Source organism: Maribacter sp. 6B07, assembly GCF_002700155.1.
Taxonomy (GTDB): domain Bacteria; phylum Bacteroidota; class Bacteroidia; order Flavobacteriales; family Flavobacteriaceae; genus Maribacter; species Maribacter dokdonensis.
The window spans coordinates 1,897,626-1,921,689 of record NZ_PDUT01000001.1 but is presented as its reverse complement, the minus strand read 5'-3'; the positions used below and the strand labels follow the sequence as shown (position 1 = coordinate 1,921,689).

Genomic DNA, 24,064 nt, shown 5'->3' with positions numbered 1-24,064 from the left:
GTAACATAACACCGTTATCATGAAAAATATTCAAACGCTCTTACTAATTACCACTCTGTTTTTTTACAGTCAATTTGGACAGGCTCAGTATAAATACGAAAGGGAACATCGTATTTTAAAATCTCAGTTTCCTGCTGTAGCTATCACTACCATAGAAGAAAATGTTACAGATTATAGGCGTATTAAGTTTTATAAGGAGACGGATAGCACTAAAGTTAGTTATGAGGCGAAATTGAAAAAAGACAAGCTTTGGTACAGCATTGAATTTGATAAAAAAGGCAATCTTGAAGATATTGAAATACTAATTAAACCAGACGATATACCTAATGATACCTATGCCAAAATAGAAGAGTATTTGAACAATAATTTCACTAAATATCGTATTAAAAGGCTGCAACAGCAATATCCTTCAAATACTGAGCCTATTGACCACACTTTTAAAAACGCATTTCAAAACTTGATACTACCCTCTAACAATTACGAACTGGTAGTTGTTGGAAGAAAAGAAAAAGGCTATTTAGATTATGAAATTCTATTTGATGCCGATGGAAATTTTATGGATATAAGAACCTCTCTTCCTCCTAACTATGACCATGTACTGTACTAGATTTCGGTTCATTTTTACCTTATTGCTGTTCTTATGTGTACGTTATGTTCAATCTCAAAATAACACTGTTGCATATTGGGAGCCTGAAGTAGCTTTAAACTACAAAGTAACCCCTTTGCTTAAACAAAATTTATCTTTATCAAATAGAAATTATACCTATCACAATAACAAATCTCAGTTAACTGTACGCCAAATAGAAATAGCCCATTTTTCCTCTTTAACAATAGATCCCTATAAGAGTATAGGCCTAGGAGTACAATATAGATTTAGAGAAGTATTTGAAAATGACAAGGAAAATGAACTACGGTTAACGCAACAATTCAACATTACCAAAATTACCAATAGTGTCCGCTTTGGTAACCGGTTTAGAATTGAGCAGCGCATACAACCTTCTACACTTATTCATCGTTTTAGATATCGTTTTGCCATTGACATTCCCTTAAAAGGTTTAAGAACAGATATTGGAGAGCCATACTTAGTGGCTACCACAGAATCTTTATTAAGCATTGAAAAAAGTACCAAAGCAATGTATGACCAGCGAATAACATCGCAAATAGGTTGGTCTATTTCAAACCATTTAAAAGCACAATTGGGTGTACAGTTCAGAATGGAGAATTACACTGAAAAAACTGAACACGTTTTTCTCTTTTTAAATAGTTTGGTTATATCACTTTAAGATTGCCATAAAATCTTTTCTTGCAATTTCTTTGGCTCCCATACTGGCCAAATGATCGGTGTGCAATTGGCAGTCTATTACCTTATACTCTTTTAGAAACAATTCTTCCGCTAGCTTAATAAAGGCAAACTTAGATGCATTAGATGTAAGACTGAACATGCTTTCTCCACAAAATACATGACCTAGATCAACACCGTACAAGCCCCCTACCAGTTTATCTTTTTCCCAAACCTCATAAGATTGGGCAATGCCATTTTTATGTAATTTAATATATGCGGTTTTCATTGCTTCGGTAATCCATGTACCGTCTTGCCCTTCTCTTGGTACGGAAGAACAATATTCTAGAACCTTTTCAAAACAAGTATTTTTAGTAAGCCTAAATTGCTTGTTTCGTATTACTTTTTTCATGCTTTTAGAGACCTTTATCTCATTTGGAAATAGCACCATTCTAGGATCCGGACTCCACCATAATATTATAGAATCGTTATCAAACCATGGAAAAATACCGTTTTGGTAGGCCAACAACAACCGCTCTGGGGAAAGATCGCCACCAACGGCCAACAAGCCTTCAACATTTGCATTTTCCACGGGCGGAAAGACAAGTTCATCAGTTAAAAAGTACATGATTCTTTTGAGGCTTTTTCGTTTTTGTTCAAATTAACCAAAGGTGTGAAAACAAAAAAACTTGTTCAACTTTTTAAGCTAAACAAGTTTTTTATTTAAAGGACAGTACCCCTTATTTTATTGTGTTATAATTATTAAAACGGTAGATCATCATGATCCTCTTCGTTTAAATTATCAGCTGGTTCAAATGCCTCCATTGGTGGTACTGGCGGCATACCTGGTGCCGGTGCTTGTTGAGATAAATTTTCTATCCTCCAGCCTTGAATTGAGTTGAAATATTTTACCTGACCTTGAGGATTTGTCCACTCTCTTCCTCTAAGATTAATACTAACTTTTACATCTTGCCCCACGGCATAACTGTTCAACAAATCACATTTATCTTGAACAAATTCTATCATGATATGCTGTGGATATTGCTCGTCTGTAGTAACGACCAACTCCCTTTTCCTAAACCCATTAGACCCAAAAGTTTGGGTTTCACCTATCAATTTAACTTTACCTTCTATTTCCATCTTGAACTCTTTTTACAATAGATTTCAAAAATACATAAAATGAAGCGGTAATAAAACACGGTACATTGATTACAACACAACAATTATTCACAATTAGGGTTATCTTTAGTATTAGATAACTATTGGATGAACTTTATTCCTAAAAACAAAATTTCCAACATTTTTCTATTGGTAGGCTCCTTTGTTGTGGTTAGTCTAATCTTATGGAATACCAATAGCTTTTTTAAACAATTTAAAGAGGAAGAGCGTTTAAAAATGGAGATCTGGGCTACTGCGCAATCAGAGTTTTTGCAATCCTCTGAAACTGTAGATTTAGGCAGTCTTCATTTAAAGGTATTTCAAAACAACACTTCTACCCCAATGATCCTTATAAACAAGGACAAGTCTATAAGGGTGAATAATTTTCCGCCAAACAAAGCGCAGGACTCCGCCTACATTCAAAGTCAACTAAAAAAATTCAAGAATGAAAACACCCCTATTTCAATTGATCAGCAAGGCGAACATTTAGCCACGTTATATTACGGAAATTCTGACGTTTTAACCAAGCTGAAGTTTTACCCTATTGCCTTACTTCTTATTATTTTTCTTTTTGCCGCCGTAATCTATTTTCTGTTCAAGACCAATAAAGCTGCCGAACAGAATAAATTATGGGCAGGTATGGCAAAAGAAACCGCACACCAAATCGGTACACCTTTATCTTCTCTATTAGGCTGGAACGAGCTTTTGAAAACTGAAGACATCAACCCGAGTATTACCAAAGAAATTGAAAAAGATATTGATCGATTACAGACCATTACCGAACGTTTTTCTAAAATAGGATCCTTACCAAAACTTGTTGAAAGCGACATTGTTAAAGAAACCCAAGATGCTTTTGATTATTTAAAGCGAAGAAGCTCTAAGCTCATTCATTTTTCTTTTAATTCTAAAGTAGATTATTTGCCTGTTATGCTTAATAGCTCATTATACAATTGGACTATTGAAAATTTGGTAAAAAACGGTATCGATGCTATGCGAGGCAAGGGTAGTATTGCCATTGAAATAGTACCAGATCATAAATTCGTGAATATTTTAATTGCCGATACCGGGCACGGTATTTCAAAAAGCAACTATAATAGTATCTTTACACCCGGTTTCACCTCAAAAAAGAGAGGTTGGGGCTTAGGACTTTCTTTGGTTAAACGAATTGTGGAAGAGTATCACGATGGAAAAATAAAGGTGTTATCATCTGGCAAAGAAGGAACTATAATGCAAATTTCTTTAAAAGTGGTTCACTAATTATGGCGAAGGAAAAATTTGAAGTTATTAAAGAAGCTCAACTGACCAATAACTGTCCGGAGTGTTTTAATCAGGATTTAAGTCTTACTTTTTATCAAAAACACACCTACGGTAGCTTTTTTCATAAGATTACTGGAGACCTCAGCAATAAATTAGTTTGCAATACCTGCCACACTACAATCTACCCAGTAAGTTGGACGGATGATATAGAGCGCATGTTCAACTATTATCAAAAAACGGCTGTTCCAGCTAAAAAATCATCTCAACCAACATTATTATTTTATGGGCTTTTGTTAGCTATGATTGCCATGGTCGCAGGAGCTGTTTACCTTTTTATTTCTGGTGCCATTTAAATCTTAGCTCCAATTTCCTGGGCTAGGTCTGCCAGTTCCTCATCACTTAGTTTTACCTTGTGTTGAAAAGTTGCATCTTTCATTTCGTTCAACGGAATTAAATGAATATGCACATGCGGTACCTCTAACCCAATAACAGACATACCAATTCGCTTACATTCAACAGTTTTTTCCAGAGCCTTGCCCACTTTTCTTGAAAATGACATGAGACCCAAGTACGTTTCTTCATCCAAGTCCAATATTTTATTTACCTCTTTTTTAGGTATACACAAGGTGTGCCCTTTAGCGTTTGGGTTGATATCTAAGAATGCTAAGAAATTTTCATCTTCAGCTACTTTAAAACATGGTATTTCACCATTTATGATCTTGGTAAAAATCGTTGGCATAATCGTTTACTATTTAATGGAAATAAAAAATCCTACCCTTTTCAAAAGGATAGGATTAAATATAGTTATTTAAAAATTTTAAGCTCTTGTTATTTCAAGAATTTCAAATTTTATTGCTCCGCTAGGAACAGTAATTTCAGCAGTATCTCCCACTTTTTTTCCTAAAAGACCTTTGCCAATTGGTGAGCTTACAGATATTTTACCCGTTTTAAGATCCGCCTCACTTTCCGCTACCAATTTATAGGTCATTTCCATACCATTATTTTGGTTTTTTAGCTTTACGGTAGAAAGTACCAATACCTTAGAGGTATCTAATTGCGACTCATCAATTATACGTGCATTGGCCACGGTATTTTCCATCTTGGAAATTTTCATTTCCAACAAACCTTGTGCTTCTTTTGCAGCATCATATTCTGCGTTTTCTGACAAATCGCCTTTATCTCTTGCTTCTGCAATTGCTTGAGACGCCTTTGGGCGCTCAACATCTCTTAAATGATCTAGTTCTGCCTTTAGTTTTTTTAACCCTTCGACAGTATAGTATGATATATTACTCATAACTTCCTCGTTTTATAAATAGACAAATCCTCTGCAAATGCCTGTTAATTCGGCTTTTTAAGAGAGGATTTAACACAAATATACATAAATTTTACGCACATTTGTTGAAGTTATTGAAAACAAAATTATAGCATGTTCAGAAGATTAAGTATCCTAATTCTATTGATTATCACTGCTTGTAGCAATGATGGAACCAACAGAAATCCGTACTTACAGGAAATAGGCTTTCGTTTTGAAGCCAATTTAAACTTGCCTTCCTACAGCCCACTTACAAATACGGGTAGTGCCGTATATATTCAAAGTGATCTTGCCGGTACACGAGGTGTTTTTGTCATCAATGCCGGTTTTGATCAGTTTAGGGCATTTGAGGCCAGTTGTCCAAATCATGCACCTAACGATTGCTCTACCATGCAGCTAAATGGACAAATTGCAACGTGTTCTTGCGAAGATTATGAATACAGCTTATTTACCGGTCAATTATTGAATAGACCAGATGATGAAAATCGATATTATGACATGCTTGAATATCGTACTACCTTTAGTGGTGGTAGTGTAATCATCTCTAACTAAGCATTTTCTTCAGCGCGATATTTCTCCATTATTTCCTTGAACAGTTCACCTGTACTTGGTGGTGTATACGATATTGCATTTGCCCCGGCATCTATTGCTTCAACTATAGAATCGTCAGATTTTCCACCCGTGGCAATGATGGCAACCTTATCATTTAAATCCCTAATTTTTTTAATGATATCTGCAGTTTTAGCTGCGCCGGACACATTGAATATATCCACACCAGCATCTATTCTACCTTTAATATCATCTTTTTCCGAAACCACCGTAATGGTTACCGGTATATCAATTTTTTCCTTAAGCATGGTTATAAGGCTGTTTGGGGTAGGCTTATTTAAAACTACCCCTAAAGCACCTTGAAATTCTGCATGTATTGCCAACTCTAAAGACCGTACCCCGGTTGTTAACCCGCCACCGACCCCACAAAATATAGGCTTGTCGGCAGCCAATATCAAAGCATTTGATATTACCGGTTGCGGTGTAAACGGATATACCGCTATAATTGCATTGGCATTGGTATTTCTTATAATAGCTACGTCCGTACTAAACAAAAACGACTTTATAGATTGCCCAAAAACACGAATGCCAGAGCATTGAGAAATGACCTCTGGCACCGTAACTATATTGTTTCTTAACCTACTGCCAAAAACTGGAATGTTGCGCTCCATAACCCTGATAATTAGTCTCCTAATTTAGATTATTCCACTATGCGCCTTACATTCTCAACAAATATTTAAGACAACTTTATATCTTTCTATTATCAACTAAAAATTCACTGTTGCACCTAATAAAAAGTTAGTTCCTGCTTGTGGATAATAACCCTGTACTTCAAATGAATTACCAGGTGTAGACCAACTATCTACATAAGTATACCCGTTAGAAACATACTTTTCATTGAAGATGTTATTTACCAAACCTGAAAACACGATAGACTTTACAATGCTATTCATGTTGATCTCATAAGTAATATTGAAATCTGTGGTAAAATAAGAGTCTAGCTTAGATGCTTCTGTATCTGTATTGCTTAGATATTGCTCACCTACAAACTTTGAATACAGCGAAATATTCATAGCATCACATGGCATATAACTAAGAACGTTACCCGCCACCAAGCCCGGAGAGTAAGCAATGTTGGTATCTCCTAAACCTTGTAGCAAACCATCTCTATCAATAAAGAAATCTTTGTTCTTATTTTGACTGATGGCAATGTTAGGCCTTAGGCTGAATTTTTCACCCAATATTATATTTGCATCAACTTCTAAACCTAGCCTGTAACTATCACCAATATTTTCCCTTAATGGTGCACCAACGTCATTTAATTCGCCAGTAACCACTAACTGATCTTTATAGTTCATGTAATATACATTGGTATTTACTTGAACTGAAGGAGAAACGTATCTCCATCCCAATTCAAAATCATTTAGTTTCTCAGGTTTTGGATTACCATTTTCATAATCGTTCCTATTGGGTTCCCTATTGGCAACCGCATACGACAAGTAAAAATTATTATTCGCATTAAGATCAAAAGTTACTCCTGCCTTTGGATTGAAAAAATTGAACCTATCATCAACAAGACCGGTATCTTCCCCGTTTGCTTTATACCCAACTGTTCTATACTGAACATCTCCATACAATGACCACTGATCTGTTAATTGATAATTTGCCTTTGTGTATAAATTAAAATCTGTTTTAGACGAACTATCATCATAATAACGATCTCTGTAACTACTATTACTAGCATATCTAGCCCAGATTACCTCACCAAAATGATCGCCTTCGTATTTATTAAGACCACCACCTATTATTAAATCTAACTTTTCTTTCTTGTAATTTGCAGAAAAAACGGTTCCGTAGAAATCATTATCCAACCAACGTCTTCTAATTAAATCGGTAGTATTCACCTCTTCACCATCTACAATCAGTGGCTCAAAACCATAGGTAGAAAAATCATCGGCTTCTCTATACTGCTCAAAATAACCTCTACCTCTTGTATAGTGCAACGCAATATTTGTACTCCAAAAATCAGAAATCTGTTCGTTCCATAATAATTGTGCATGGTCTTGCTTGTAATTATCCACTTCATTATCATAAAACTGGGTATTACCATCTAAATCAGTATAAATACCTGAAGGATTAAAAGTTCTATTATCCCTCAAAGTTTGACCATCTATACCGTACCAAGCTTGGTACGTAATTTCATGACCCCCAAACATCAATGCCTTGATCAAAGTATTGTCATCTTTATAAGCCGCTTGTAAAAAATAAGATTCCAAATCCGATCTTGCCCTATCTATATAACCATCTGATTTAATTTTAGATAGTCTCCCTGAAATTTCAATATGATCATTTAATAATCCGGTACTGAACTTTAAATTATTTCTTAATGTACCGTAGCTACCTATAGAAGTTGATATTTGACCATACGCGTCTTGTGAAAAACCGTCTGTCAACAAGTTTAAACTTGCCCCAAAAGCACCGGCTCCATTGGTAGATGTACCTACACCACGTTGCAATTGTAAACTCTCAGTTGAAGAAGCAAAATCGGGCATATTTACCCAGAATGTACCTTGAGACTCCGCATCGTTATAAGGTATTCCGTTAATGGTCACATTTACACGTGTAGCATCACTACCTCTTACTCTAAGCCCAGTATAACCAACACCGGCACCAGCATCTGTAGTAGTTACCACAGATGGTAAAAAGTTCATTAATACAGGAATGTCCTGCCCAAGGTTTCTTGGTTTAATTTCCTCTTTTGTAAGATTTGAAAATGTAACTGGAGATTGCTTGGTTACCCTTACCGCAGAGACGAACACTTCGTCTAAGACTACTTTTTGACCCTCCAGAGAATCAGTTACCTGTTCTTGGGCACTAACTCCAAGACTAAACGCAAAAAACGCCGCAATTGTGAAAATAGTAAGTTTCATTCGTAAAATAATTACGAATAAAAGGGGCTATTATTCTAAGTAAAAATTGATTTTGCCTATTTAAAGACTTTGTTTTCCAAAATGAAGTCAGCCATTACGCTGGCTGGCCCCTCGCTAAAAATGTCCACCGGACATTTTTTTAACGCTCGGTCCCTTGGCAGCATTACCCGCCCAGGTTCTTTGGGTATAATCTCAGCTTTGACCTAAAAATTTTCAGGATTTTGGCACCCCTTTGAGATGCCGCAAATGTAATGCAGTAATTTTAACTCTCATAAATAAATCTGAAAAAATAACATCTTGTTTAATTAACATCATTTTAGAACTTATTATCCCTGTTTTGTCGTATTTAACTATACATTTCAATCTGTCTTTACTACACAATTAGAAATATTACATGGATTCCAAGAAAAACAAGTTCACCCTTAAAATTACTATTAGCTACTTGCTTTTGGTCATATTGGGCATTATTGCATCATACTATATCTATACGGAGGTTCAAGAATACATTGCTACTGAAAACACAACGGAAAAAGACAACAAATTACTTAAAACAAACTCCTTTTTAGCCCAGTTATATGAAGCTGAAAGTCTCTCTAAACTTGCATTGCAAACCAAAAGTAAAATTAATTTTAGCGCCTATGAGAACAAAATAGACTCCATACGCACCAATATTCAAGAAATAAAAACGCTAACGGACAGTGAATATCAACACAACCTTTTAGACAGCCTTAGCGCACTTTTAGATAAAAAAGTGACAAATATTAATGCTTTAAGAGCCATTAGACTTAAGGACCAAACAGGGACCGCTATAAATTCTGCACTAGCGGAATTTGATAAGTTAGAGGAATCTTTAGGAATTATTAAACCGGAAGGCTTAGCTCCTAATTTAGAAGAACTTTCACCCAAGGCCCAAAGTACCATAAAAAAGGTTGCGGATTATCTTAATGCCAATGTCCCCACAAACGGTAATTCACAAAGCAATACACAGACCATGGACAGTGTTCTACAAGTCTCTAAAAATCTTTTGAAAGATGTTAAACAGGAAAATGCCATAAACGAAAACACCTTGGCCCTTAGAGAGACCAATATCAACAAAACCGATCTTGAACTTTCGCAGCAGTTACGTACCATCCTCTCTTCATTTGAGCAAGAGATTATTACGAACAGCATCAACAACTCCATTAAAAAGGAAACCTTGTTAAAAAGAAGTATTCGCCTTGCCGTTATTGCAGCAATACTCGGTTTTCTAGTGGTTGGTATTTTTACTTTTATTATAAATAGAGATTTCTGGAAAGCAAATGTATACAGAGAGAAACTTGAAAAAGAGAAGGCCTACTCTGACTCTTTATTAAAAAGTAGGGAACAATTGATTGCAACGGTAAGTCATGATTTACGCACCCCATTAAACACCATAAGCGGTTACACCAATATAATAGAAGAAAACGACCATGGAACCGTTAATAAAAAGCATATTGACCAAATAAAATCCGCTACCACATATGTGAACAATCTGGTAAACGATTTGCTGGATTTTTCTCAATTGGAGGCCGGTAAAATGGTAGTCAAAAAATCTACTTTTAAGGTAAATAACTTAATATCCGAAACTGCTAATAGTATTGCCGCACAGTATACAGCAAAGGATATTGATTTAATTCTTCATTTAGATGAGTCTTTAGAACATCCTGTTATTTCAGATGCTTTTCGATTACGTCAAATTATTACAAATTTACTGGGCAATGCCTATAAGTTTACCGATAAAGGCTCTATCACCTTAACGGGCAATATCATTGAAAAACAAAAAACAAAACAACTTTTCCTGAAAATTTCCGATACCGGCATAGGGATATCAAAAGAGAAGCAAAAATTGATCTTTAAAGAATTTACACAGGCAGAAAACGATACCGACAAAAAGTACGGCGGCTATGGATTAGGACTCACCATTACAAAAAAACTTACCGAATTGTTAGGCGGTACAATCTCGCTTGACAGCAATTTAAACAAAGGCAGCACCTTTACACTTAAAATACCTATTGCTTATGGTGAAAAATCATCTGTTGAAACAAAAATCGCTTTAAAACCGGATAGGTTAAAAATTATTGTTTTTGATGATGATGCTTCGTTTTTGAAACTAATTGGGGAAATGCTAAAGTCAGCCGGAATAGAAGTTTTACTTTTTACCGATTTCAATGCTTTTCAACCCGATTCTGATTTTAAATTCAATATGGTTTTGACCGATATTGAAATGCCTACGGTCTCTGGCTATGACATTGTTGACCAGCTTAAAACAGGAACATTTAAATATTATGAAAATCAACCCATTTTAGCGATGACCGGAAGACGAGATCTTACGGTAGATCACTTTATGGAAAAAGGATTTACTGGACTAATCCGAAAACCATTTTCAAAAACCGATCTTTTACAAAAACTAAACAACATGTTTGAAATGGATTTTGAACATACTCATGAAAAACCTTTCATTTCTAAAAATGACAACGAAAACCTTTACAGTTTAGAAACCATTGAACTCTTTTTAGGAAAAGACAAAACCGCTATTGACGAGGTATTGCTCACATTTAAAAATGATACAGGGAAAAATTTACATGAATTAAAATTGGCGATCACAACAAACAATATTACTCAAATAAATAGTACTGCACATAGAATGCTACCTATGTTCAGGCAATTGCATGTGAACAAAATTGTACCCACTTTAGAAACTTTTGAAACCCTGAAAAAAAATGATTCAACCCATAAAACGATATCAGAAATATACGCGAAGCTGGAGCAAGAAATAAGCGATGTTATGGAAGCAATTTCACAGGAAATCTCTACAGATCTAAATCATAATAGTTAATTCTATTATACAGCGTTTTTCTGGTTACTTGTAATAACTTGGCCGCTTTAGACTTGTTGTAATTAGTACGTTTTAAAGCATTAACAATTTGCTCTTTTTCAAAATCTGCTTTAGACACGCTACCTAAGTCCATTTTTTCCGGCTTTGATCTCATTAGCTCTTCTGGCAAAGTATTCACTTGTATCTCATTGGTGGTAGTTAATAACACTGCACGTTGAATAACATTCTGCAATTCCCTAATATTACCTGGCCAGTGGTATGTATTAAAAACATTCCAGACCTCATCTGAAAAATCAATAATCTGCTTGTTTAATTTTTGGTTGAACTTTTCCAAAAAATGAGATGCCAGCACAGCCAAATCTCCCTGCCTGTCTTTTAATGCAGGTATTTGAAGAGAAAACTCATTTAATCTATGATATAGATCTTCTCGAAAATTACTTTTTTCCACTGCTGCTTTTAAATCTTCATTTGTGGCCGATAAAATTCTGACATTAACCTCCACTTCAGTATTGCTACCGATCCTTTTAATTTTACGCTCTTGTAAAGCTCTTAATAGTTGTATTTGATTCTCATAAGAAAGATTACCAACTTCATCTAAAAACAAGGTTCCCCCATTTGCCGCTTCAAAACTTCCTATTTTATCGGCTATAGCCCCAGTAAAACTTCCTTTCAAATGACCAAAAAATTCACTAGCGGCAAGTTCTTTTGGTATTGCCCCACAATCTAGGGCTACAAACGGTTTTTCTTTACGATTGCTTTTTTGATGAATTGCTTTAGCCGTAACCTCTTTCCCAGTGCCACTCTCACCTATAATTAAAACAGACATGTCTGTGGGTGCCACTAAGGCAATATGTTCATCTAATTTTTGCGCAGCTTCACTAAGTAACTCCAAGTCATTAGAAATTGACGACTTATCTTCATTTTCTACAATTGATTTTGAGTCATTTTTTGTTGTAATAGCCGTTTCTTTCGAAATAATTGGTTTAGCGTGTAATGCACCATCAATTACGGCTAACATTTGATCTGGCGTAAATGGTTTTGAAATATAATCATACGCACCCATTTTCATGGCTTTAACTGCGGTAGATACTTCCGCATAACCGGTCATTACTATTACCGGAATACTGTCCTTTAATTGAGAAACGAGTTTAATGCCATCATAATCCGGTAAACGCAGATCTGTAATTACTAATTGAAAATTTTGCTCTTTGAGTTGCTTTTCACCATCTAACCCGGTCTGACTTACCACAATGTCAAAACCATTTCTTTCCAAAAACTTTTTTAGCATTTGGGCAAAAGAAGTATCGTCTTCTAAAATTAAAATTTTGGACATAGTAAGTTTGGTATTCTAAGTATTTACGTAAAAATACCATAAGCCGACTATTTGTATTTTAAAATTATCATAAAGCTTAATTAATCAATTCAATAGAGCAAAAAAAAAGGAAAGAATAGCACTTAGCTATCCTTTCCTGACCAAACCAACTTGAACAAACAAGTTTCTCTATAATTACATATCTATCCAATTCCCATTCTCATCGGCATATACGGTTCCTTGTGTACCATCTTCAAGAGACAATACCAACTTATACTGTTTCTCACTGTTCGTATATGCTTTATCTAGACTAGCAGTCGGGAAATTCTTAGCTACTGCATCTGATACTGCTTGAGGAACTTCTGCTACCGAAATTTCCTTGAAATCATCGGCCACGACCAACATCTCATTTACTTGATTATGGTGAATTCCGTTTTCTGCTATTAATGCATCTTGTGCGTTCATTGTAAAACCACCTAATGTCATTGCTCCTAATAAAAATAAAGTCTTCATCTTTCTAATATTTAAGTTAATACTACTTTTCAATACTATTAACTAAGAAAAAAGAATGCCATAATCCCTAAAAAACCAAAAACCACTGATACATAACACGTTACATATACTGCACCTATCTTAAAGCTGTGTAAAACTGTACCCAATACTAGTATCTGTATAATTTTTACCCAATAAAACAGTCACATTTTCTTGTGACCCAGAACTTATTTGAAAACAAAAAAAGGAGCTGCAATGCGCAGCCCCCCTCAAACCACCTATCAAACTCTTGTTTTAAAATTTTTAATCAACACCTTAATCAATTCAACAACAACTAATACTGGCAATGCTAATCCGGGGGATTATTTTAAATACAATTATTTGGTGGCACTTTCATAGTTAACGGTTAGTGTTTACGCGAAAGTGATATTATTGCTATTTACTTCTCTAAACATAGTTTCGATATCATCCCTAAAGAAAAAATTAGAACTGTGCCTAAAACCGAAATAAATACTAATGTGACCATTGTTTCATAATTTGCTTCACTTATTTAGACACAACATTTTCTGGTAGGTCACATTTTTAAATAAAAAAAACCGCTTTTTGCAGTTTTTTTTATTTTGAAAACTTTTTTTCAGGTTATTTTTTATTGATCCAATTACCGTATTGGTCTATATAAACGGTTCTTCGGGTACCACTTTTAAGTACCATAATCAATTTAAATTCTCCTCTATCATTTTTATAAGCTCCACCAAGTTTAGACGTTGGGTATTGTTTTAATATTTCTTCAATAACCGGAGGTGTCAACTCACTAGATTTTATTTTTACGTACTCATCTGTATTGATAGCAATTTCTTTTTCTATAAAATTTGAACCAGTCATTGCTGTACTGTTCAATGTTATTCCTAAAGTCAAGAATACTAATAATGCGTAATTCTTCATGCTAATGTTTTAATCGTTAATAACTCTACTTCTATAATTATTTACGGAAGAATCTGACATATGGATTTTCCATTGCCATAATTTAAAGGCGCTAAATTGAAAAAAGCTGCCTAGGCAGCTTTTTATAAACAACTAACTCAAACTTATAATTTCTACATTTCTAACCAGTTACCTTCTTCATCTGCATACAACACTACAGAAGAACCATCTTGAGAAATAATTTCTAATTTATAGTTATTTTCATCATCAACATATGCTTTATTCAGCATTGCACCTTGATAATCTGATGCTAGAGCATTTACAATTGGTGCCGGCAAGTCAGAAGTTGCTATCTCGGTATAATCTTGAATGAAAACATCTTCCATAATACCATCGTGAAATATAATTGGTGTAGCTGCAGTACCTATTGTTAAACTACCTATTGCTAAAGCTGTGGCAAAAACTAATTTTTTCATCTTTCTACGTTTTTAAATTAAACATTCTTGATAGGTATATTAGAATAATTATGCCAACCTTGTAACTTAAAGTTTTACAGATGTAAATTATTGATTTACAATGTCTTGTAATTTCAACTACACTTTACTTCCTTGTGTAAAATTGTGCAGAAACAAAAAAAGTGTGTAGAATCTACACACTTTTTTACCTTATGTTAGCATTGATAATTATGCCTGATGCGAATCTTTTAAAAGATCTACTACACTTTTTACCGGATTGAAAGTCACTAATGGAACTTCTACAAATATGGTGTTCCAAAACGCCATTGCCCCGTTCCATAAACCTGGAAGCTCAAGTGCCTTTAATTCTTTACCGTCTTTGGTCTTACCTGTTATAAAACCTTGTTTTTCATCTACGAACTTCAACAGGTCATATTTCTCACCTTTATAGTTACGCACAGCACAGACCAAATCTACTGGATTAAAATGCGTTGCATTCTTTAAAATATCCGCTTGTTGAGAATTATTCATATCAATTTGAGCAGATTCAATAATCTGTAATGAAACTTCTCCCTTGCTGTTAGTAACCCAAAACGGTCCACCACCAGGTTCACCTTCATTCTTTACCATACCGCAAATACGAATAGGCCTATTTATCTTATCTTTTAAAATATTTACTTTATCAGAATTTGATTTTGAATCGAACTCTTCCGAAAAACGAACATTTAGATTTGTTTTTAAGAAGTTTTTTATCTCTTCTATAGTTGCATCATCCGCTTCTCCATTATCCAATAAGGCAGCAAATTCAAATGCTTTTTCCTGCTCTTTTAACAATACACCTGCCAATACCTTTTTGCTATCCGCAACGGCCTTTGCATCTTTCATTACGGCTACATTATCTATATTCTTAATAAAAATAATATCGGCATCTTGCTCATTTAAATTTTGGATCAGTGCACCATGACCACCAGGTCTAAACAAAACAGAACCATCTTCATTTCTAAAAGGTTCATTGTTCATATCTACTGCCAAAGTATCTGTTGATGCTTTTTGAAAAGAGTAATCCACATCATAAGTAACTCCTGTATCTGAAGAAACTTTTGGTCCAGATGCTTTAAATTCATCGCCAAACATTTCTTCGTGTTGTTCAGATATCGTAAAATGTAGTTTTGCTTTTCCGTTAGAACCGGCATAAAGGGCACCTTCTTTTAAATGCTCTTCAAAAGGGGTAGCCGTAGAATTACCATATTTATGAAACGGCAATAGCCCTTTAGGGTAAAAACCATAATTTAGTGCGTTATCTCCTAAAAGCTCAGCAACGAACTTGTAGACTTTCTCACCTTCAGATTCAAAAGAAGTACCTATACTTTCCATTACTTTATCATAAAACGGAAAGCGTTCTAAACCAGCGGAAAATTTCAGTATATCCTTGTCATTTGTTCTTTCCAAATATGCCTGTAATGTTTCATTATTTGGGTCGTAAGCATTTAAAAATGCGAACAAAGCCTTAAACATTCTAGATGCCGCACCAGAAGCGGGTACAAATTTTAAAATATCTAGATCCTTCAATTTTGAGTCGTAAAAAGAAATAAGTTCTTTTTCTTCTTCATCGGAAAATTTAAGAATGCCGTTACCTATAATAGCAGCATTCTCTAAATTGACAAAAGGTATACCTTCTTTAAATGTCTGGATATGACCCAGCATTGTTTCTTTAGAAATTCCTTTACTCTCTAGTTGCTTTTGATCTTTTTCTGTAAGTTCTATCATTGATGTAATAAGGTATCTATATGGTTAATGGCTTTATTTAAACGTTGTTTTTTGTCTCCTTTCAAGGTAATAAAATTTTTACCGTATTTTTCTAAAGTATCTTTAAAATAATTGAACATTTTTTCCCTCTCGTTGGGCTTATCCCTTAGGTCATCTGCTTCCCATGGGATATCTATATACGTCAACAAATAAAGATCATATGTATTCTGCAATGCATATTTTTCTAAAATAGGATCACAATTACCTATGTAATAGGCTTCCGAATATACTTTGGTTTCCAATAAATCTGTATCGCAAATGAGAATATCTGTAGCTTTTTTGGCCAGCTTGTTCTCTAAACGCATTTGCCCTTCGGCAATTGGTAATAAGTCATGAGGTTCACATGTTTTACGTTCGTTGTTCCATTTATCTTGTAGATATTCCCTAGCGTATTCCGGTACCCAAACGGTATGGTAATGTCTTGCCAATTGTTCTGACAATGTGGTTTTACCCGTAGATTCCGGACCAAAAAGAACAACTTTTAAGACATCTGAAGGCTCTTGTCTGTATTTTTCTTCCATGCGTTATAGCCGTAAAGGGCCAATATTGTAAAAATGAAATATTGAAAACTTGTAAACGTAAATCCCTTGTAAAAATATAATGGTACAGATATAAGATCCCCAATGATCCAATATATCCAATTTTCTACTTTTCTCTTGGCCATCAACCACATACCCACAAAAAATATAGCTGTTGTTATAGTATCAACATAGGCGGTCCAGCTATTCCATTTATCAAAAACCTGATACACGGTAAACACAAAAACAAGCGTACTTATGAATATAATGACCGAAATTCCATTTTCTTTTTTCGTTGTTCTAGTGATTGGTGTATAATGGTCGGCATCAACCTTTCTTGTCCAAATGTACCAACCGTATAAACTCATTATAAAATAGTATGCGTTGATCATCATATCACCCAGCAATCCCCATTTTAAAAGGAGATATACAAAGATTGAAGTACTTATCAAGCCTGTAGGATATACTAAAATGTTGTTTTGCTTAGAACATATTACAGATAACAACCCAAAAATAACGGCTACAATTTCAAGTGTAATATCCAATGTACTATAATCGGCATATTGCCCAAAGAGATAATCAAAAATGGGGCTCATAGTCGCTTCTATCAGATTTAACTATTTTCATGAATAAAAGCCCGCGATCCATAAGTTCAAACGCTGTTTTTATCTCGGTATTCAGCACTTCCATCACTTCATCATAAGAGCCGAATACCTGTGTACTTAAAGGATTTTCAAGTATGGTTAATCCGCTAGCCCTTAGTTTTTTTATAAAATCTATAATGTGTTGCTCAAAATCGTCTTGTAAGGGCGAAAAAGTCAACTCTACCGATATGTCCATATAATGTAGCCTAAATATTAATTTTTATTTTTGATGGCATAAACACAGGTGAAATCCTCAAATTCCAAAAACTTGATTCCATAGTCCGAAGATTGCCCGTTAAAAATTATTTGCGCCGTTGTCCGCCCTGCGTTAAATATAAAATCTTGAACGTTGATGTGATGTAAGAAACTTACGCCTCTATGCCCATAAATTTTATATAAAGATTCTTTGGCGCCCCACACTATGGTCAGTTTTCTGATTATTGCTGCTGTATTAGCCAAAGTTCTATACTCTTCAAACGGAGTAAATTTGTGTGCAATTCGCAATATTTTATCGCGCTGCATTTCAATATCTATACCTACTTCTTCGGATTCACTTATTATTATCGCCGTGAAATTATGGGAATGCGTAATAGAGATAAAATTTCCGTCCTTTAAATGTGGTTTCCCATTATCATCATACTCCAGATCGGCATCTACATAATTATACAAAGCCAATAAATGTCTAATGCTTAAAAATGCCTTACGGTGAAGATCAGACTTCATACCATTGAACCTATTTTGGCAATGATCAGTAAGTTCAACTCCTTTCCAAAGATGTTCTTCTGTCTCTTCTACCTTCCATATAGCTACAGAGGTTTCTTTGTTTACTGTTATAGTTTTGTAAAGCGGCATGGGATTCTTAGTGTTATTCGTACCTTTGCACGAATTAAAAATTGCTGTACATAGATTAACGAAAGTATAAAATTATAAAGATATGAGCACGAAAACTATTCCGTATGTGCCTTATAAGGTAAAGGATATTTCCCTTGCCGATTGGGGAAGAAAAGAAATTGAATTGGCAGAAGCTGAAATGCCAGGCCTAATGGCCCTTCGTGAAGAATACAAAGACGAGCAACCTTTAAAAGGGGCACGTATTGCAGGTTGTCTTCATATGACCATACAAACTGCCGTTTTAATTGAAACTTTAACCGCATTGGGTGCAGATGTTACTTGGAGCTCATGTAATATATTCTCTACCCAAGATCAAGCCGCTGCCGCTATTGCTGCCGCAGGTGTTCCTGTTTATGCCTGGAAAGGTATGAACGAAGAGGAGTTTGACTGGTGTATTGAGCAAACCTTATTCTTTGGCGAGGACAGAAAACCATTGAATATGATCTTAGATGATGGTGGTGATCTTACCAACATGGTTTTGGATAAGTATCCAGAATTGGCGTCTGATGTTAAGGGACTTTCAGAAGAAACCACTACAGGAGTACACCGTTTATATGAGCGTGTAAAAAATGGTACTTTACCTATGCCCGCTATTAACGTAAACGATTCTGTAACCAAATCTAAATTTGATAACAAATACGGTTGTAGAGAAAGTGCTGTTGATGCTATACGTAGAGCTACGGATACCATGCTTGCAGGCAAGCGCGTTGTTGTAGCCGGTTATGGTGATGTTGGTAAAGGTACCGCTGCTTCTTTTAAGGGTGCCGGTTCTATTGTTACCGTTACGGAAATTGATCCTATTTGTGCATTACAGGCTTGTATGGACGGATTTGAGGTTAAAAAATTGGAAACGGTTATTGGTAACGCAGATATCGTAATTACCACTACTGGAAACAAGGATATTATTAGAGCCGAACATTTTGAAGCTCTAAAGGATAAAGCCATTGTTTGTAACATTGGTCATTTCGACAATGAAATTGATATGGCTTGGTTGAACAAAAACCACGGAAACACTAAAGATGAAATTAAGCCTCAGGTAGATAAATACACTATTGATGGTAAAGATATTATCATTTTGGCAGAAGGTAGATTGGTAAACCTAGGTTGTGCTACCGGACACCCTAGTTTTGTAATGAGTAATTCATTTACTAACCAAACTTTGGCGCAAATTGAACTTTGGAAGAATAGTGAAAACTACAAGAACGAAGTATATATGTTACCAAAGCATTTAGATGAAAAGGTTGCAAAATTACACTTGTCTCGTTTAGGTGCAGAATTGACCGAATTAAAGAAAGACCAAGCTGATTATATTGGTGTTACGGTTGAAGGTCCTTTTAAACCTGATTACTATAGATACTAAATTATAGTCCTGTAAATTAAAAAGGTCTCGATAACATCGAGACCTTTTTTTATATTATGCTTTTCTAGTTAGTTGTTTTCTGCCAACATACCTTCCAAATAATAACAATCTGTTTGCTCCTTTAATTGAGCCAAACCTTGTTCTTTAGAACTTAACGGATCAATTTTCACCTCTTTACCGTTTGGCATGTAAACAATGTAAAAACCTTCTTCAAAAGATGATAGTTTTATAATCTCACCATTAGGTCTTACCGCATTCCATGATTTTTCACTTGGCTTATATACCAAATCAATTTTCTTACCTTTTTTGGGTCCATCGACAACAGTTACCTGCATCCTATTTTTAGTAGCGGTCATTTCAAAGGTATTACCGTCTCTTTCTACCATTTGAGTTTCAGACTCTCCTTCTTCCATAGCAATTGGGTTAGATCCGCTCCAAAATTCGATAACATTGAAAATAATGGCATCACCCAAAAAGAATAGTCCGTAAACAGGAATTATGTTCAACCCCCAAAATACCAGGTTATTTACAAACTTACTATCAGAGACTCCTTGGTTCCAGTCCTTTAAATTATTGAAAGCGCTAAAAGAGCCCAAGCAACTAGAAAATAATAATGTGCCGGCCATAGCAATACAGATAACTGATTTTTTCATGATTTTAATTGTTTAGAATTAGTTGTACAAAATAATCACTAACCCCAAAAATTGTAATCTGATAAAAATCAATTATTAACGGTATCCATTAATATTGAAAAAATGGGCATTTCATAACATACTGCTATCGTAACAATATTAATAACCTTGACCACTTTGCATACCCTCATTCCATTTTCTTACGAACTCCTCAGACCATGCATCCCATCCAATTGTGCTCAACGTCCAAATGGTAATACCAATTACTATAATATTAAAAATCATCCCTATAATCGCAATTATTTTACCCCTTTTTATAATACCATAATTGTCATAACCATCAGGATTCATTTTATAAATTCCTTCAGATTTTGAAGCTAAATAATAGGCAATAACTGCAGGTATAATACCAAACCCGCCAAGGCAACATATAATACAGCTTAGAACTGATAATACATAAATGAATGCTGAATTAGGTAATTTTTTACTTTCCATAGAGATATTTAAATGAAATGTTTTCTTAAAGTTATTCATTAAGTTTTAAATCAATCTTATATTTTCCTTAAGATTAAAGTCAAAAGCACATACAATTGGGTTATCTCTTTTCTCTTACCTACATTTTCACGTACTTCGTTTAAAATATAGCACTATGATAATATTTGTTGATATGGACGAGGTCATAGCCGATACCTACGGTGCCCATATAGAAATTTACAATACAGAGTTTAAAGGTGAGCTCACTTCAGAAATATGTAAAGGATCAGAGGTTTGGCATATGGTGCCAGAAGCACACCAGGACAGTGTTAGAAAGCACGCCACTAGAAGAGGCTTTTTTAGAAATTTAAAGCCGATTGCCGGCAGTCAAGAAATACTTGCAAGATTAGCCGATAAGCATGAGGTATATATTGCGTCTGCCGCCATGCAATTTCCCAATTCTTTAGAAGAGAAAAGTGAATGGCTAGATGAACACTTTCCTTTTATTCCTTGGCAAAACCGTATACTATGTGGTCATAAGCACATTCTCAAAGGTGATGTTCTCATAGACGACCGTAGTTTTAACCTAGAAAATTTTGAGGGTAGAAGTATACAATTTACATCTCCACACAACGTAAATACAGAAGGGTTTGAACGTGTACAGACTTGGTTTGAGATTGGTGAGAAGTTATTGTAACTACTCTAAATTATTTATATTTAAAGTGAATTACCTTGTTCATTATATTCTTACGCTATGGCCCATCCCAAAATTAAGAATACAATAACATTTACAGATCAGTATGGCGAGCATTTAAATTTATCCAAAAGGCAGATTCTTGAAATTGATGAACTCACCTATAAGTGGCTTAAAGATTATACATGGAGTATTGATCCTGATTATGATGAAAAAACAGAACGCTGTCGTTATTATAAGACCATTTACAGAAAATTAAACGTTAAACAAAGAAGTCAATTTAGAGAAATAAAACAAGAGGTAAAAAGTAATTACGAAAAACAAGATTTTGAAAAAAGAAGATTTGAAATCAAACAAAAGGAATACGCTTCTTTAAAATTGAGTGATAATGAATTAGTAGAACTTCAAGAAATACTGCAAAAAATTCAAGGGGAAACAAGTGATAAATCTGGTTACAAAGTAGAAGATTATACAATAAACCATAGGCGTAATTTATATTTAAAAATAGCCCATGAAAAATTAAAAACTTTCCTAAACCAAGAACAATTAAAAGAGTTTTACAAGGTAGATCAATTAAATGAAGATTGGATTAAAAAAGGTCAAATAGAATTGATAGTTAATATGAATGAATCTCTTAATTTAACAAACGAGCAAGCCGAACTAATTTATAATTACAGAGAAAACAAAACCAGTAAAGATTCTAATGGAGAAATTTTGAGCGAATTTGAAGAATGGGAATTAGAAAAATCTTTTAAAAAATCTATATTAAACGAACAACAATTTAAGAAATATTTAGAATGGAAAGAGCATAATGAAAAGCTTAGAATCTCTTATTTCGATGATGAGAATAAAGGGAAAATTCAAAAAATAAAAGAAATTAAGAGTTATTTAGATTACCTAATCAAACACCACTTGCCTGTTTTATGTAATTGGCGAGAAACTATTGAAAAGGACATTCCTAATAATATTAAGTTAGAACTAGAAATTTTACGGAATACTTATCAAAACGATTTAAAAAAAAGGTTATTGGAGCATTTAAAAGCTCACAAAAGACATACCAGAGATTACGTACCGAAAGGAAAAATTCTTATAAAGCTAGAATTCAAACAACGAGCACTAATACCTTCAGTGTATTGTCTAAATAAAAAACAAAAAACTATTATCAACAATCTTTCAAAAAATTTGATTAACCTAATCGACAATAAACAAATAGAATTAAAGGATTTATATATTAAAAAGCACAATTTTCATATTGACAATTACGAAGAATATGGTGGTACCTACGGAGCTTCTATAAAGGTAATCCGGAACAACGAGCCGAATACTAACATCCAATTGATTAATACCCTACTTCTACATCCACAACTCTCCAAGAATATAGAGTTTGCTGACTCAATTTAAAATTATTCCATAAAAAAACCCTCTTCAGTATTGAAGAGGGTTTTTTAAATAACTTGTCTTAAGCTTAAGCTTCAAAAGGCTCAATGGAAACATATGATTTTCCACCTGCTTTCTTTTCAAACTTCACTAGACCATCTACACGTGCGTGTAATGTGTGATCTTTTCCTGCATAAACATTTTCACCAGGATTATGTCTTGTTCCACGCTGTCTAACGATAATGTTACCAGCGATAGCAGCTTGACCACCAAAAATCTTAACTCCTAATCGTTTCGATTCTGATTCTCTACCGTTTTTAGAACTACCTACACCTTTCTTATGTGCCATTGTCTGAGGTTTTAAATATTATTATACTTTGATGACCTAGCTTATTTAGCTACACCACCGTCTAATTCGTCTTGCCATTTCTGTAACTCGTCCCATTTACCGTCAGCAGCTAATTCAGCTTGCTTTGGCCAAGTATCGGTTACGTGATTTCCACGAACGTCAGCAATAATTTCAGAAATTTTAGCTGCGTCTGTTTTTGCTAAATCAGCAAAAGTAGAAATACCTGCATTATTTAAGGTTTCGGCTATTTTTGGACCAATACCTTCAATCTTTTTTAAATCATCACCTTTACCAGAAGCTTTCTTTGCTTTTGGTTTAGATGCTACAGAAACATCAACTGGTGCCGCTTTACCATCTGCCTTCTTAGCTTTTGGTGCTGCTTTCTTAGTTTCTGCTTTCTTAGCTCCTTTAGAAATAATAGACTCGATCACTATCTCGGTAAGAGATTGACGATGTCCATTTTTCTTTTTGTAACCTTTACGTCTTTTCTTATGAAAAACGATTACTTTGTCACCTCTTAGGTGCTTCACGACTTTAGCCTCTACTGCGGCTCCGTCTATAGCCGGGGCGCCGATAGTTACGCTCGAACCATCATCTAAAAGAAGAACGTTGTCAAAAGTAACTTTCTTACCTTCTTCTACTTGTAAACGGTGAACGTACACTTTCTGGTCTTTTGCAACTTTAAACTGCTGCCCTGCCATCTCTACAATTGCGTACATATTGTTAAATGTATTATTAAACCTGATGGATTTTTTCCATAGGCGGGTGCAAATATAGTTCTAAATCGTGAATTTACAAGC

The 24,064-nt window shown here is 34.6% G+C and carries 28 protein-coding genes; 9 read left to right on the top strand and 19 right to left on the bottom strand.

Going from position 1 to position 24,064, the window contains the following annotated elements; genetic code table 11:
* Window positions 1–19: 19 nt before the first annotated feature.
* Together CSC80_RS08150 and CSC80_RS08145 are read left to right on the top strand one after the other, a co-directional pair.
* Window positions 20–607: a hypothetical protein gene (locus tag CSC80_RS08150; protein WP_236973344.1), complete on the top strand. Its 588-nt coding sequence runs from the start codon at window positions 20–22 to the stop codon at window positions 605–607.
* Window positions 594–1,283 (top strand): DUF2490 domain-containing protein, encoded by a 690-nt coding sequence (locus tag CSC80_RS08145; protein WP_180268588.1) that lies wholly within the window; start codon window positions 594–596, stop codon window positions 1,281–1,283. The genes CSC80_RS08150 and CSC80_RS08145 overlap by 14 nt, the downstream gene beginning before the upstream one ends.
* Here the strand turns inward: CSC80_RS08145 and aat are convergent.
* Together aat and CSC80_RS08135 are read right to left on the bottom strand one after the other, a co-directional pair.
* Window positions 1,275–1,907, bottom strand: coding sequence for a leucyl/phenylalanyl-tRNA--protein transferase (gene aat, locus CSC80_RS08140; protein ID WP_099190951.1), 633 nt, complete (start codon window positions 1,905–1,907; stop codon window positions 1,275–1,277). The genes CSC80_RS08145 and aat overlap by 9 nt on opposite strands.
* A gap of 134 nt (window positions 1,908–2,041) precedes the next feature.
* A complete protein-coding gene (locus CSC80_RS08135) occupies window positions 2,042–2,419 on the bottom strand; it encodes a DUF3127 domain-containing protein (RefSeq protein WP_058104905.1) in 378 nt (125 codons plus the stop codon).
* 126 nt (window positions 2,420–2,545) lie between these two features.
* Here CSC80_RS08135 and CSC80_RS08130 point away from each other — a divergent pair, with 126 nt between their 5' ends.
* Both CSC80_RS08130 and CSC80_RS08125 read left to right on the top strand, forming a co-directional pair.
* Window positions 2,546–3,694: a HAMP domain-containing sensor histidine kinase gene (locus CSC80_RS08130; RefSeq protein WP_099190949.1), complete on the top strand. Its 1,149-nt coding sequence runs from the start codon at window positions 2,546–2,548 to the stop codon at window positions 3,692–3,694.
* A gap of 2 nt (window positions 3,695–3,696) precedes the next feature.
* Window positions 3,697–4,047: a hypothetical protein gene (locus CSC80_RS08125; RefSeq protein ID WP_099190947.1), complete on the top strand. Its 351-nt coding sequence runs from the start codon at window positions 3,697–3,699 to the stop codon at window positions 4,045–4,047.
* Here the strand turns inward: CSC80_RS08125 and CSC80_RS08120 are convergent.
* Both CSC80_RS08120 and greA read right to left on the bottom strand, forming a co-directional pair.
* The gene (locus tag CSC80_RS08120; protein ID WP_099190945.1) at window positions 4,044–4,433 is read right to left on the bottom strand and encodes an HIT family protein; all 390 of its coding nucleotides are present in this window, start codon (window positions 4,431–4,433) and stop codon (window positions 4,044–4,046) included. The genes CSC80_RS08125 and CSC80_RS08120 overlap by 4 nt on opposite strands.
* Window positions 4,434–4,511: 78 nt before the next feature.
* Entirely contained in the window at window positions 4,512–4,988 is a 477-nt protein-coding gene (greA, locus tag CSC80_RS08115) for a transcription elongation factor GreA (protein ID WP_058104901.1), read from the bottom strand.
* Between the two features lie 132 nt (window positions 4,989–5,120).
* Between greA and CSC80_RS08110 the strand changes: the two genes are divergently transcribed.
* Window positions 5,121–5,558, top strand: a complete 438-nt coding sequence (locus CSC80_RS08110) for a hypothetical protein (protein WP_074670299.1) — start codon at window positions 5,121–5,123, stop codon at window positions 5,556–5,558.
* Here CSC80_RS08110 and CSC80_RS08105 read toward each other — a convergent pair.
* A complete protein-coding gene (locus tag CSC80_RS08105; RefSeq protein ID WP_099190943.1) occupies window positions 5,555–6,226 on the bottom strand; it encodes a hydrolase in 672 nt (223 codons plus the stop codon). The genes CSC80_RS08110 and CSC80_RS08105 overlap by 4 nt on opposite strands.
* Before the next feature lie 96 nt (window positions 6,227–6,322).
* On the bottom strand, window positions 6,323–8,485 hold the full coding sequence (locus CSC80_RS08100; RefSeq protein WP_099190941.1) for a TonB-dependent receptor: 2,163 nt from the start codon (window positions 8,483–8,485) through the stop codon (window positions 6,323–6,325).
* Between the two features lie 394 nt (window positions 8,486–8,879).
* Here CSC80_RS08100 and CSC80_RS08095 point away from each other — a divergent pair, with 394 nt between their 5' ends.
* Window positions 8,880–11,339 (top strand): ATP-binding protein, encoded by a 2,460-nt coding sequence (locus tag CSC80_RS08095; RefSeq protein WP_099190939.1) that lies wholly within the window; start codon window positions 8,880–8,882, stop codon window positions 11,337–11,339.
* Here the strand turns inward: CSC80_RS08095 and CSC80_RS08090 are convergent.
* The 9 genes from CSC80_RS08090 to CSC80_RS08050 form a co-directional block, all read right to left on the bottom strand.
* Window positions 11,314–12,672: a sigma-54 dependent transcriptional regulator gene (locus CSC80_RS08090; protein WP_099190937.1), complete on the bottom strand. Its 1,359-nt coding sequence runs from the start codon at window positions 12,670–12,672 to the stop codon at window positions 11,314–11,316. The two genes, CSC80_RS08095 and CSC80_RS08090, sit on opposite strands and share 26 nt — an antisense overlap.
* A gap of 174 nt (window positions 12,673–12,846) precedes the next feature.
* Window positions 12,847–13,164, bottom strand: coding sequence for a hypothetical protein (locus CSC80_RS08085; RefSeq protein WP_099190935.1), 318 nt, complete (start codon window positions 13,162–13,164; stop codon window positions 12,847–12,849).
* Window positions 13,165–13,782: 618 nt separating this feature from the next.
* Window positions 13,783–14,085 (bottom strand): hypothetical protein, encoded by a 303-nt coding sequence (locus CSC80_RS08080; RefSeq protein WP_071340531.1) that lies wholly within the window; start codon window positions 14,083–14,085, stop codon window positions 13,783–13,785.
* A 152-nt stretch (window positions 14,086–14,237) separates the two neighbouring features.
* Window positions 14,238–14,540 (bottom strand): hypothetical protein, encoded by a 303-nt coding sequence (locus tag CSC80_RS08075; RefSeq protein ID WP_099190933.1) that lies wholly within the window; start codon window positions 14,538–14,540, stop codon window positions 14,238–14,240.
* A 207-nt stretch (window positions 14,541–14,747) separates the two neighbouring features.
* The gene (locus CSC80_RS08070) at window positions 14,748–16,286 is read right to left on the bottom strand and encodes a DUF4301 family protein (protein ID WP_099190931.1); all 1,539 of its coding nucleotides are present in this window, start codon (window positions 16,284–16,286) and stop codon (window positions 14,748–14,750) included.
* A complete protein-coding gene (locus CSC80_RS08065; RefSeq protein ID WP_071340534.1) occupies window positions 16,283–16,846 on the bottom strand; it encodes an ATP-binding protein in 564 nt (187 codons plus the stop codon). The genes CSC80_RS08070 and CSC80_RS08065 overlap by 4 nt, the downstream gene beginning before the upstream one ends.
* Window positions 16,807–17,439 carry a nicotinamide riboside transporter PnuC gene (gene pnuC / locus CSC80_RS08060; RefSeq protein WP_099190930.1) on the bottom strand — a complete coding sequence of 211 codons (633 nt, stop codon included), beginning with the start codon at window positions 17,437–17,439 and terminating at the stop codon, window positions 16,807–16,809. Before pnuC ends, CSC80_RS08065 begins: the two co-directional genes overlap by 40 nt.
* Window positions 17,423–17,683, bottom strand: a complete 261-nt coding sequence (locus CSC80_RS08055; RefSeq protein WP_071340536.1) for a thiamine-binding protein — start codon at window positions 17,681–17,683, stop codon at window positions 17,423–17,425. The genes pnuC and CSC80_RS08055 overlap by 17 nt, the downstream gene beginning before the upstream one ends.
* A 17-nt stretch (window positions 17,684–17,700) precedes the next feature.
* Window positions 17,701–18,339, bottom strand: coding sequence for a 4'-phosphopantetheinyl transferase family protein (locus CSC80_RS08050; RefSeq protein WP_091608499.1), 639 nt, complete (start codon window positions 18,337–18,339; stop codon window positions 17,701–17,703).
* Window positions 18,340–18,421: 82 nt separating this feature from the next.
* Between CSC80_RS08050 and ahcY the strand changes: the two genes are divergently transcribed.
* Window positions 18,422–19,738: an adenosylhomocysteinase gene (gene ahcY, locus CSC80_RS08045; protein WP_058104887.1), complete on the top strand. Its 1,317-nt coding sequence runs from the start codon at window positions 18,422–18,424 to the stop codon at window positions 19,736–19,738.
* Window positions 19,739–19,806: 68 nt separating this feature from the next.
* Here ahcY and CSC80_RS08040 read toward each other — a convergent pair whose 3' ends face one another.
* Window positions 19,807–20,391, bottom strand: coding sequence for a DUF3332 domain-containing protein (locus tag CSC80_RS08040; protein ID WP_058104886.1), 585 nt, complete (start codon window positions 20,389–20,391; stop codon window positions 19,807–19,809).
* A gap of 138 nt (window positions 20,392–20,529) precedes the next feature.
* Window positions 20,530–20,865 carry a CCC motif membrane protein gene (locus CSC80_RS08035; RefSeq protein ID WP_143751730.1) on the bottom strand — a complete coding sequence of 112 codons (336 nt, stop codon included), beginning with the start codon at window positions 20,863–20,865 and terminating at the stop codon, window positions 20,530–20,532.
* A gap of 154 nt (window positions 20,866–21,019) precedes the next feature.
* Between CSC80_RS08035 and CSC80_RS08030 the strand changes: the two genes are divergently transcribed.
* On the top strand, window positions 21,020–21,541 hold the full coding sequence (locus CSC80_RS08030; RefSeq protein ID WP_099190926.1) for a 5'(3')-deoxyribonucleotidase: 522 nt from the start codon (window positions 21,020–21,022) through the stop codon (window positions 21,539–21,541).
* A gap of 57 nt (window positions 21,542–21,598) precedes the next feature.
* Window positions 21,599–22,939, top strand: a complete 1,341-nt coding sequence (locus CSC80_RS08025; RefSeq protein WP_099190924.1) for a hypothetical protein — start codon at window positions 21,599–21,601, stop codon at window positions 22,937–22,939.
* A gap of 64 nt (window positions 22,940–23,003) precedes the next feature.
* On the opposite strand, the gene rpmA is transcribed toward CSC80_RS08025, so the two are convergent.
* Complete coding sequence (rpmA, locus tag CSC80_RS08020; RefSeq protein WP_013992723.1) at window positions 23,004–23,264, bottom strand: 50S ribosomal protein L27; 261 nt, start codon at window positions 23,262–23,264, stop codon at window positions 23,004–23,006.
* A 41-nt stretch (window positions 23,265–23,305) separates the two neighbouring features.
* The gene (gene rplU / locus CSC80_RS08015) at window positions 23,306–23,983 is read right to left on the bottom strand and encodes a 50S ribosomal protein L21 (protein WP_058104883.1); all 678 of its coding nucleotides are present in this window, start codon (window positions 23,981–23,983) and stop codon (window positions 23,306–23,308) included.
* Window positions 23,984–24,064: the final 81 nt, after the last annotated feature.

Bases quoted from the DNA above. Each gene is read 5' to 3' on its own strand.
- CSC80_RS08150 (WP_236973344.1), top strand. From the start codon at position 20: ATGAAAAATATTCAAACGCTCTTACTAATTACCACTCTGTTTTTTTAC.
- CSC80_RS08145 (WP_180268588.1), top strand. From the start codon at position 594: ATGTACTGTACTAGATTTCGGTTCATTTTTACCTTATTGCTGTTCTTA.
- aat (WP_099190951.1), bottom strand. From the start codon at position 1,907: ATGTACTTTTTAACTGATGAACTTGTCTTTCCGCCCGTGGAAAATGCA.
- CSC80_RS08135 (WP_058104905.1), bottom strand. From the start codon at position 2,419: ATGGAAATAGAAGGTAAAGTTAAATTGATAGGTGAAACCCAAACTTTT.
- CSC80_RS08130 (WP_099190949.1), top strand. From the start codon at position 2,546: ATGAACTTTATTCCTAAAAACAAAATTTCCAACATTTTTCTATTGGTA.
- CSC80_RS08125 (WP_099190947.1), top strand. From the start codon at position 3,697: ATGGCGAAGGAAAAATTTGAAGTTATTAAAGAAGCTCAACTGACCAAT.
- CSC80_RS08120 (WP_099190945.1), bottom strand. From the start codon at position 4,433: ATGCCAACGATTTTTACCAAGATCATAAATGGTGAAATACCATGTTTT.
- greA (WP_058104901.1), bottom strand. From the start codon at position 4,988: ATGAGTAATATATCATACTATACTGTCGAAGGGTTAAAAAAACTAAAG.
- CSC80_RS08110 (WP_074670299.1), top strand. From the start codon at position 5,121: ATGTTCAGAAGATTAAGTATCCTAATTCTATTGATTATCACTGCTTGT.
- CSC80_RS08105 (WP_099190943.1), bottom strand. From the start codon at position 6,226: ATGGAGCGCAACATTCCAGTTTTTGGCAGTAGGTTAAGAAACAATATA.
- CSC80_RS08100 (WP_099190941.1), bottom strand. From the start codon at position 8,485: ATGAAACTTACTATTTTCACAATTGCGGCGTTTTTTGCGTTTAGTCTT.
- CSC80_RS08095 (WP_099190939.1), top strand. From the start codon at position 8,880: ATGGATTCCAAGAAAAACAAGTTCACCCTTAAAATTACTATTAGCTAC.
- CSC80_RS08090 (WP_099190937.1), bottom strand. From the start codon at position 12,672: ATGTCCAAAATTTTAATTTTAGAAGACGATACTTCTTTTGCCCAAATG.
- CSC80_RS08085 (WP_099190935.1), bottom strand. From the start codon at position 13,164: ATGAAGACTTTATTTTTATTAGGAGCAATGACATTAGGTGGTTTTACA.
- CSC80_RS08080 (WP_071340531.1), bottom strand. From the start codon at position 14,085: ATGAAGAATTACGCATTATTAGTATTCTTGACTTTAGGAATAACATTG.
- CSC80_RS08075 (WP_099190933.1), bottom strand. From the start codon at position 14,540: ATGAAAAAATTAGTTTTTGCCACAGCTTTAGCAATAGGTAGTTTAACA.
- CSC80_RS08070 (WP_099190931.1), bottom strand. From the start codon at position 16,286: ATGATAGAACTTACAGAAAAAGATCAAAAGCAACTAGAGAGTAAAGGA.
- CSC80_RS08065 (WP_071340534.1), bottom strand. From the start codon at position 16,846: ATGGAAGAAAAATACAGACAAGAGCCTTCAGATGTCTTAAAAGTTGTT.
- pnuC (WP_099190930.1), bottom strand. From the start codon at position 17,439: ATGAGCCCCATTTTTGATTATCTCTTTGGGCAATATGCCGATTATAGT.
- CSC80_RS08055 (WP_071340536.1), bottom strand. From the start codon at position 17,683: ATGGACATATCGGTAGAGTTGACTTTTTCGCCCTTACAAGACGATTTT.
- CSC80_RS08050 (WP_091608499.1), bottom strand. From the start codon at position 18,339: ATGCCGCTTTACAAAACTATAACAGTAAACAAAGAAACCTCTGTAGCT.
- ahcY (WP_058104887.1), top strand. From the start codon at position 18,422: ATGAGCACGAAAACTATTCCGTATGTGCCTTATAAGGTAAAGGATATT.
- CSC80_RS08040 (WP_058104886.1), bottom strand. From the start codon at position 20,391: ATGAAAAAATCAGTTATCTGTATTGCTATGGCCGGCACATTATTATTT.
- CSC80_RS08035 (WP_143751730.1), bottom strand. From the start codon at position 20,865: ATGGAAAGTAAAAAATTACCTAATTCAGCATTCATTTATGTATTATCA.
- CSC80_RS08030 (WP_099190926.1), top strand. From the start codon at position 21,020: ATGATAATATTTGTTGATATGGACGAGGTCATAGCCGATACCTACGGT.
- CSC80_RS08025 (WP_099190924.1), top strand. From the start codon at position 21,599: ATGGCCCATCCCAAAATTAAGAATACAATAACATTTACAGATCAGTAT.
- rpmA (WP_013992723.1), bottom strand. From the start codon at position 23,264: ATGGCACATAAGAAAGGTGTAGGTAGTTCTAAAAACGGTAGAGAATCA.
- rplU (WP_058104883.1), bottom strand. From the start codon at position 23,983: ATGTACGCAATTGTAGAGATGGCAGGGCAGCAGTTTAAAGTTGCAAAA.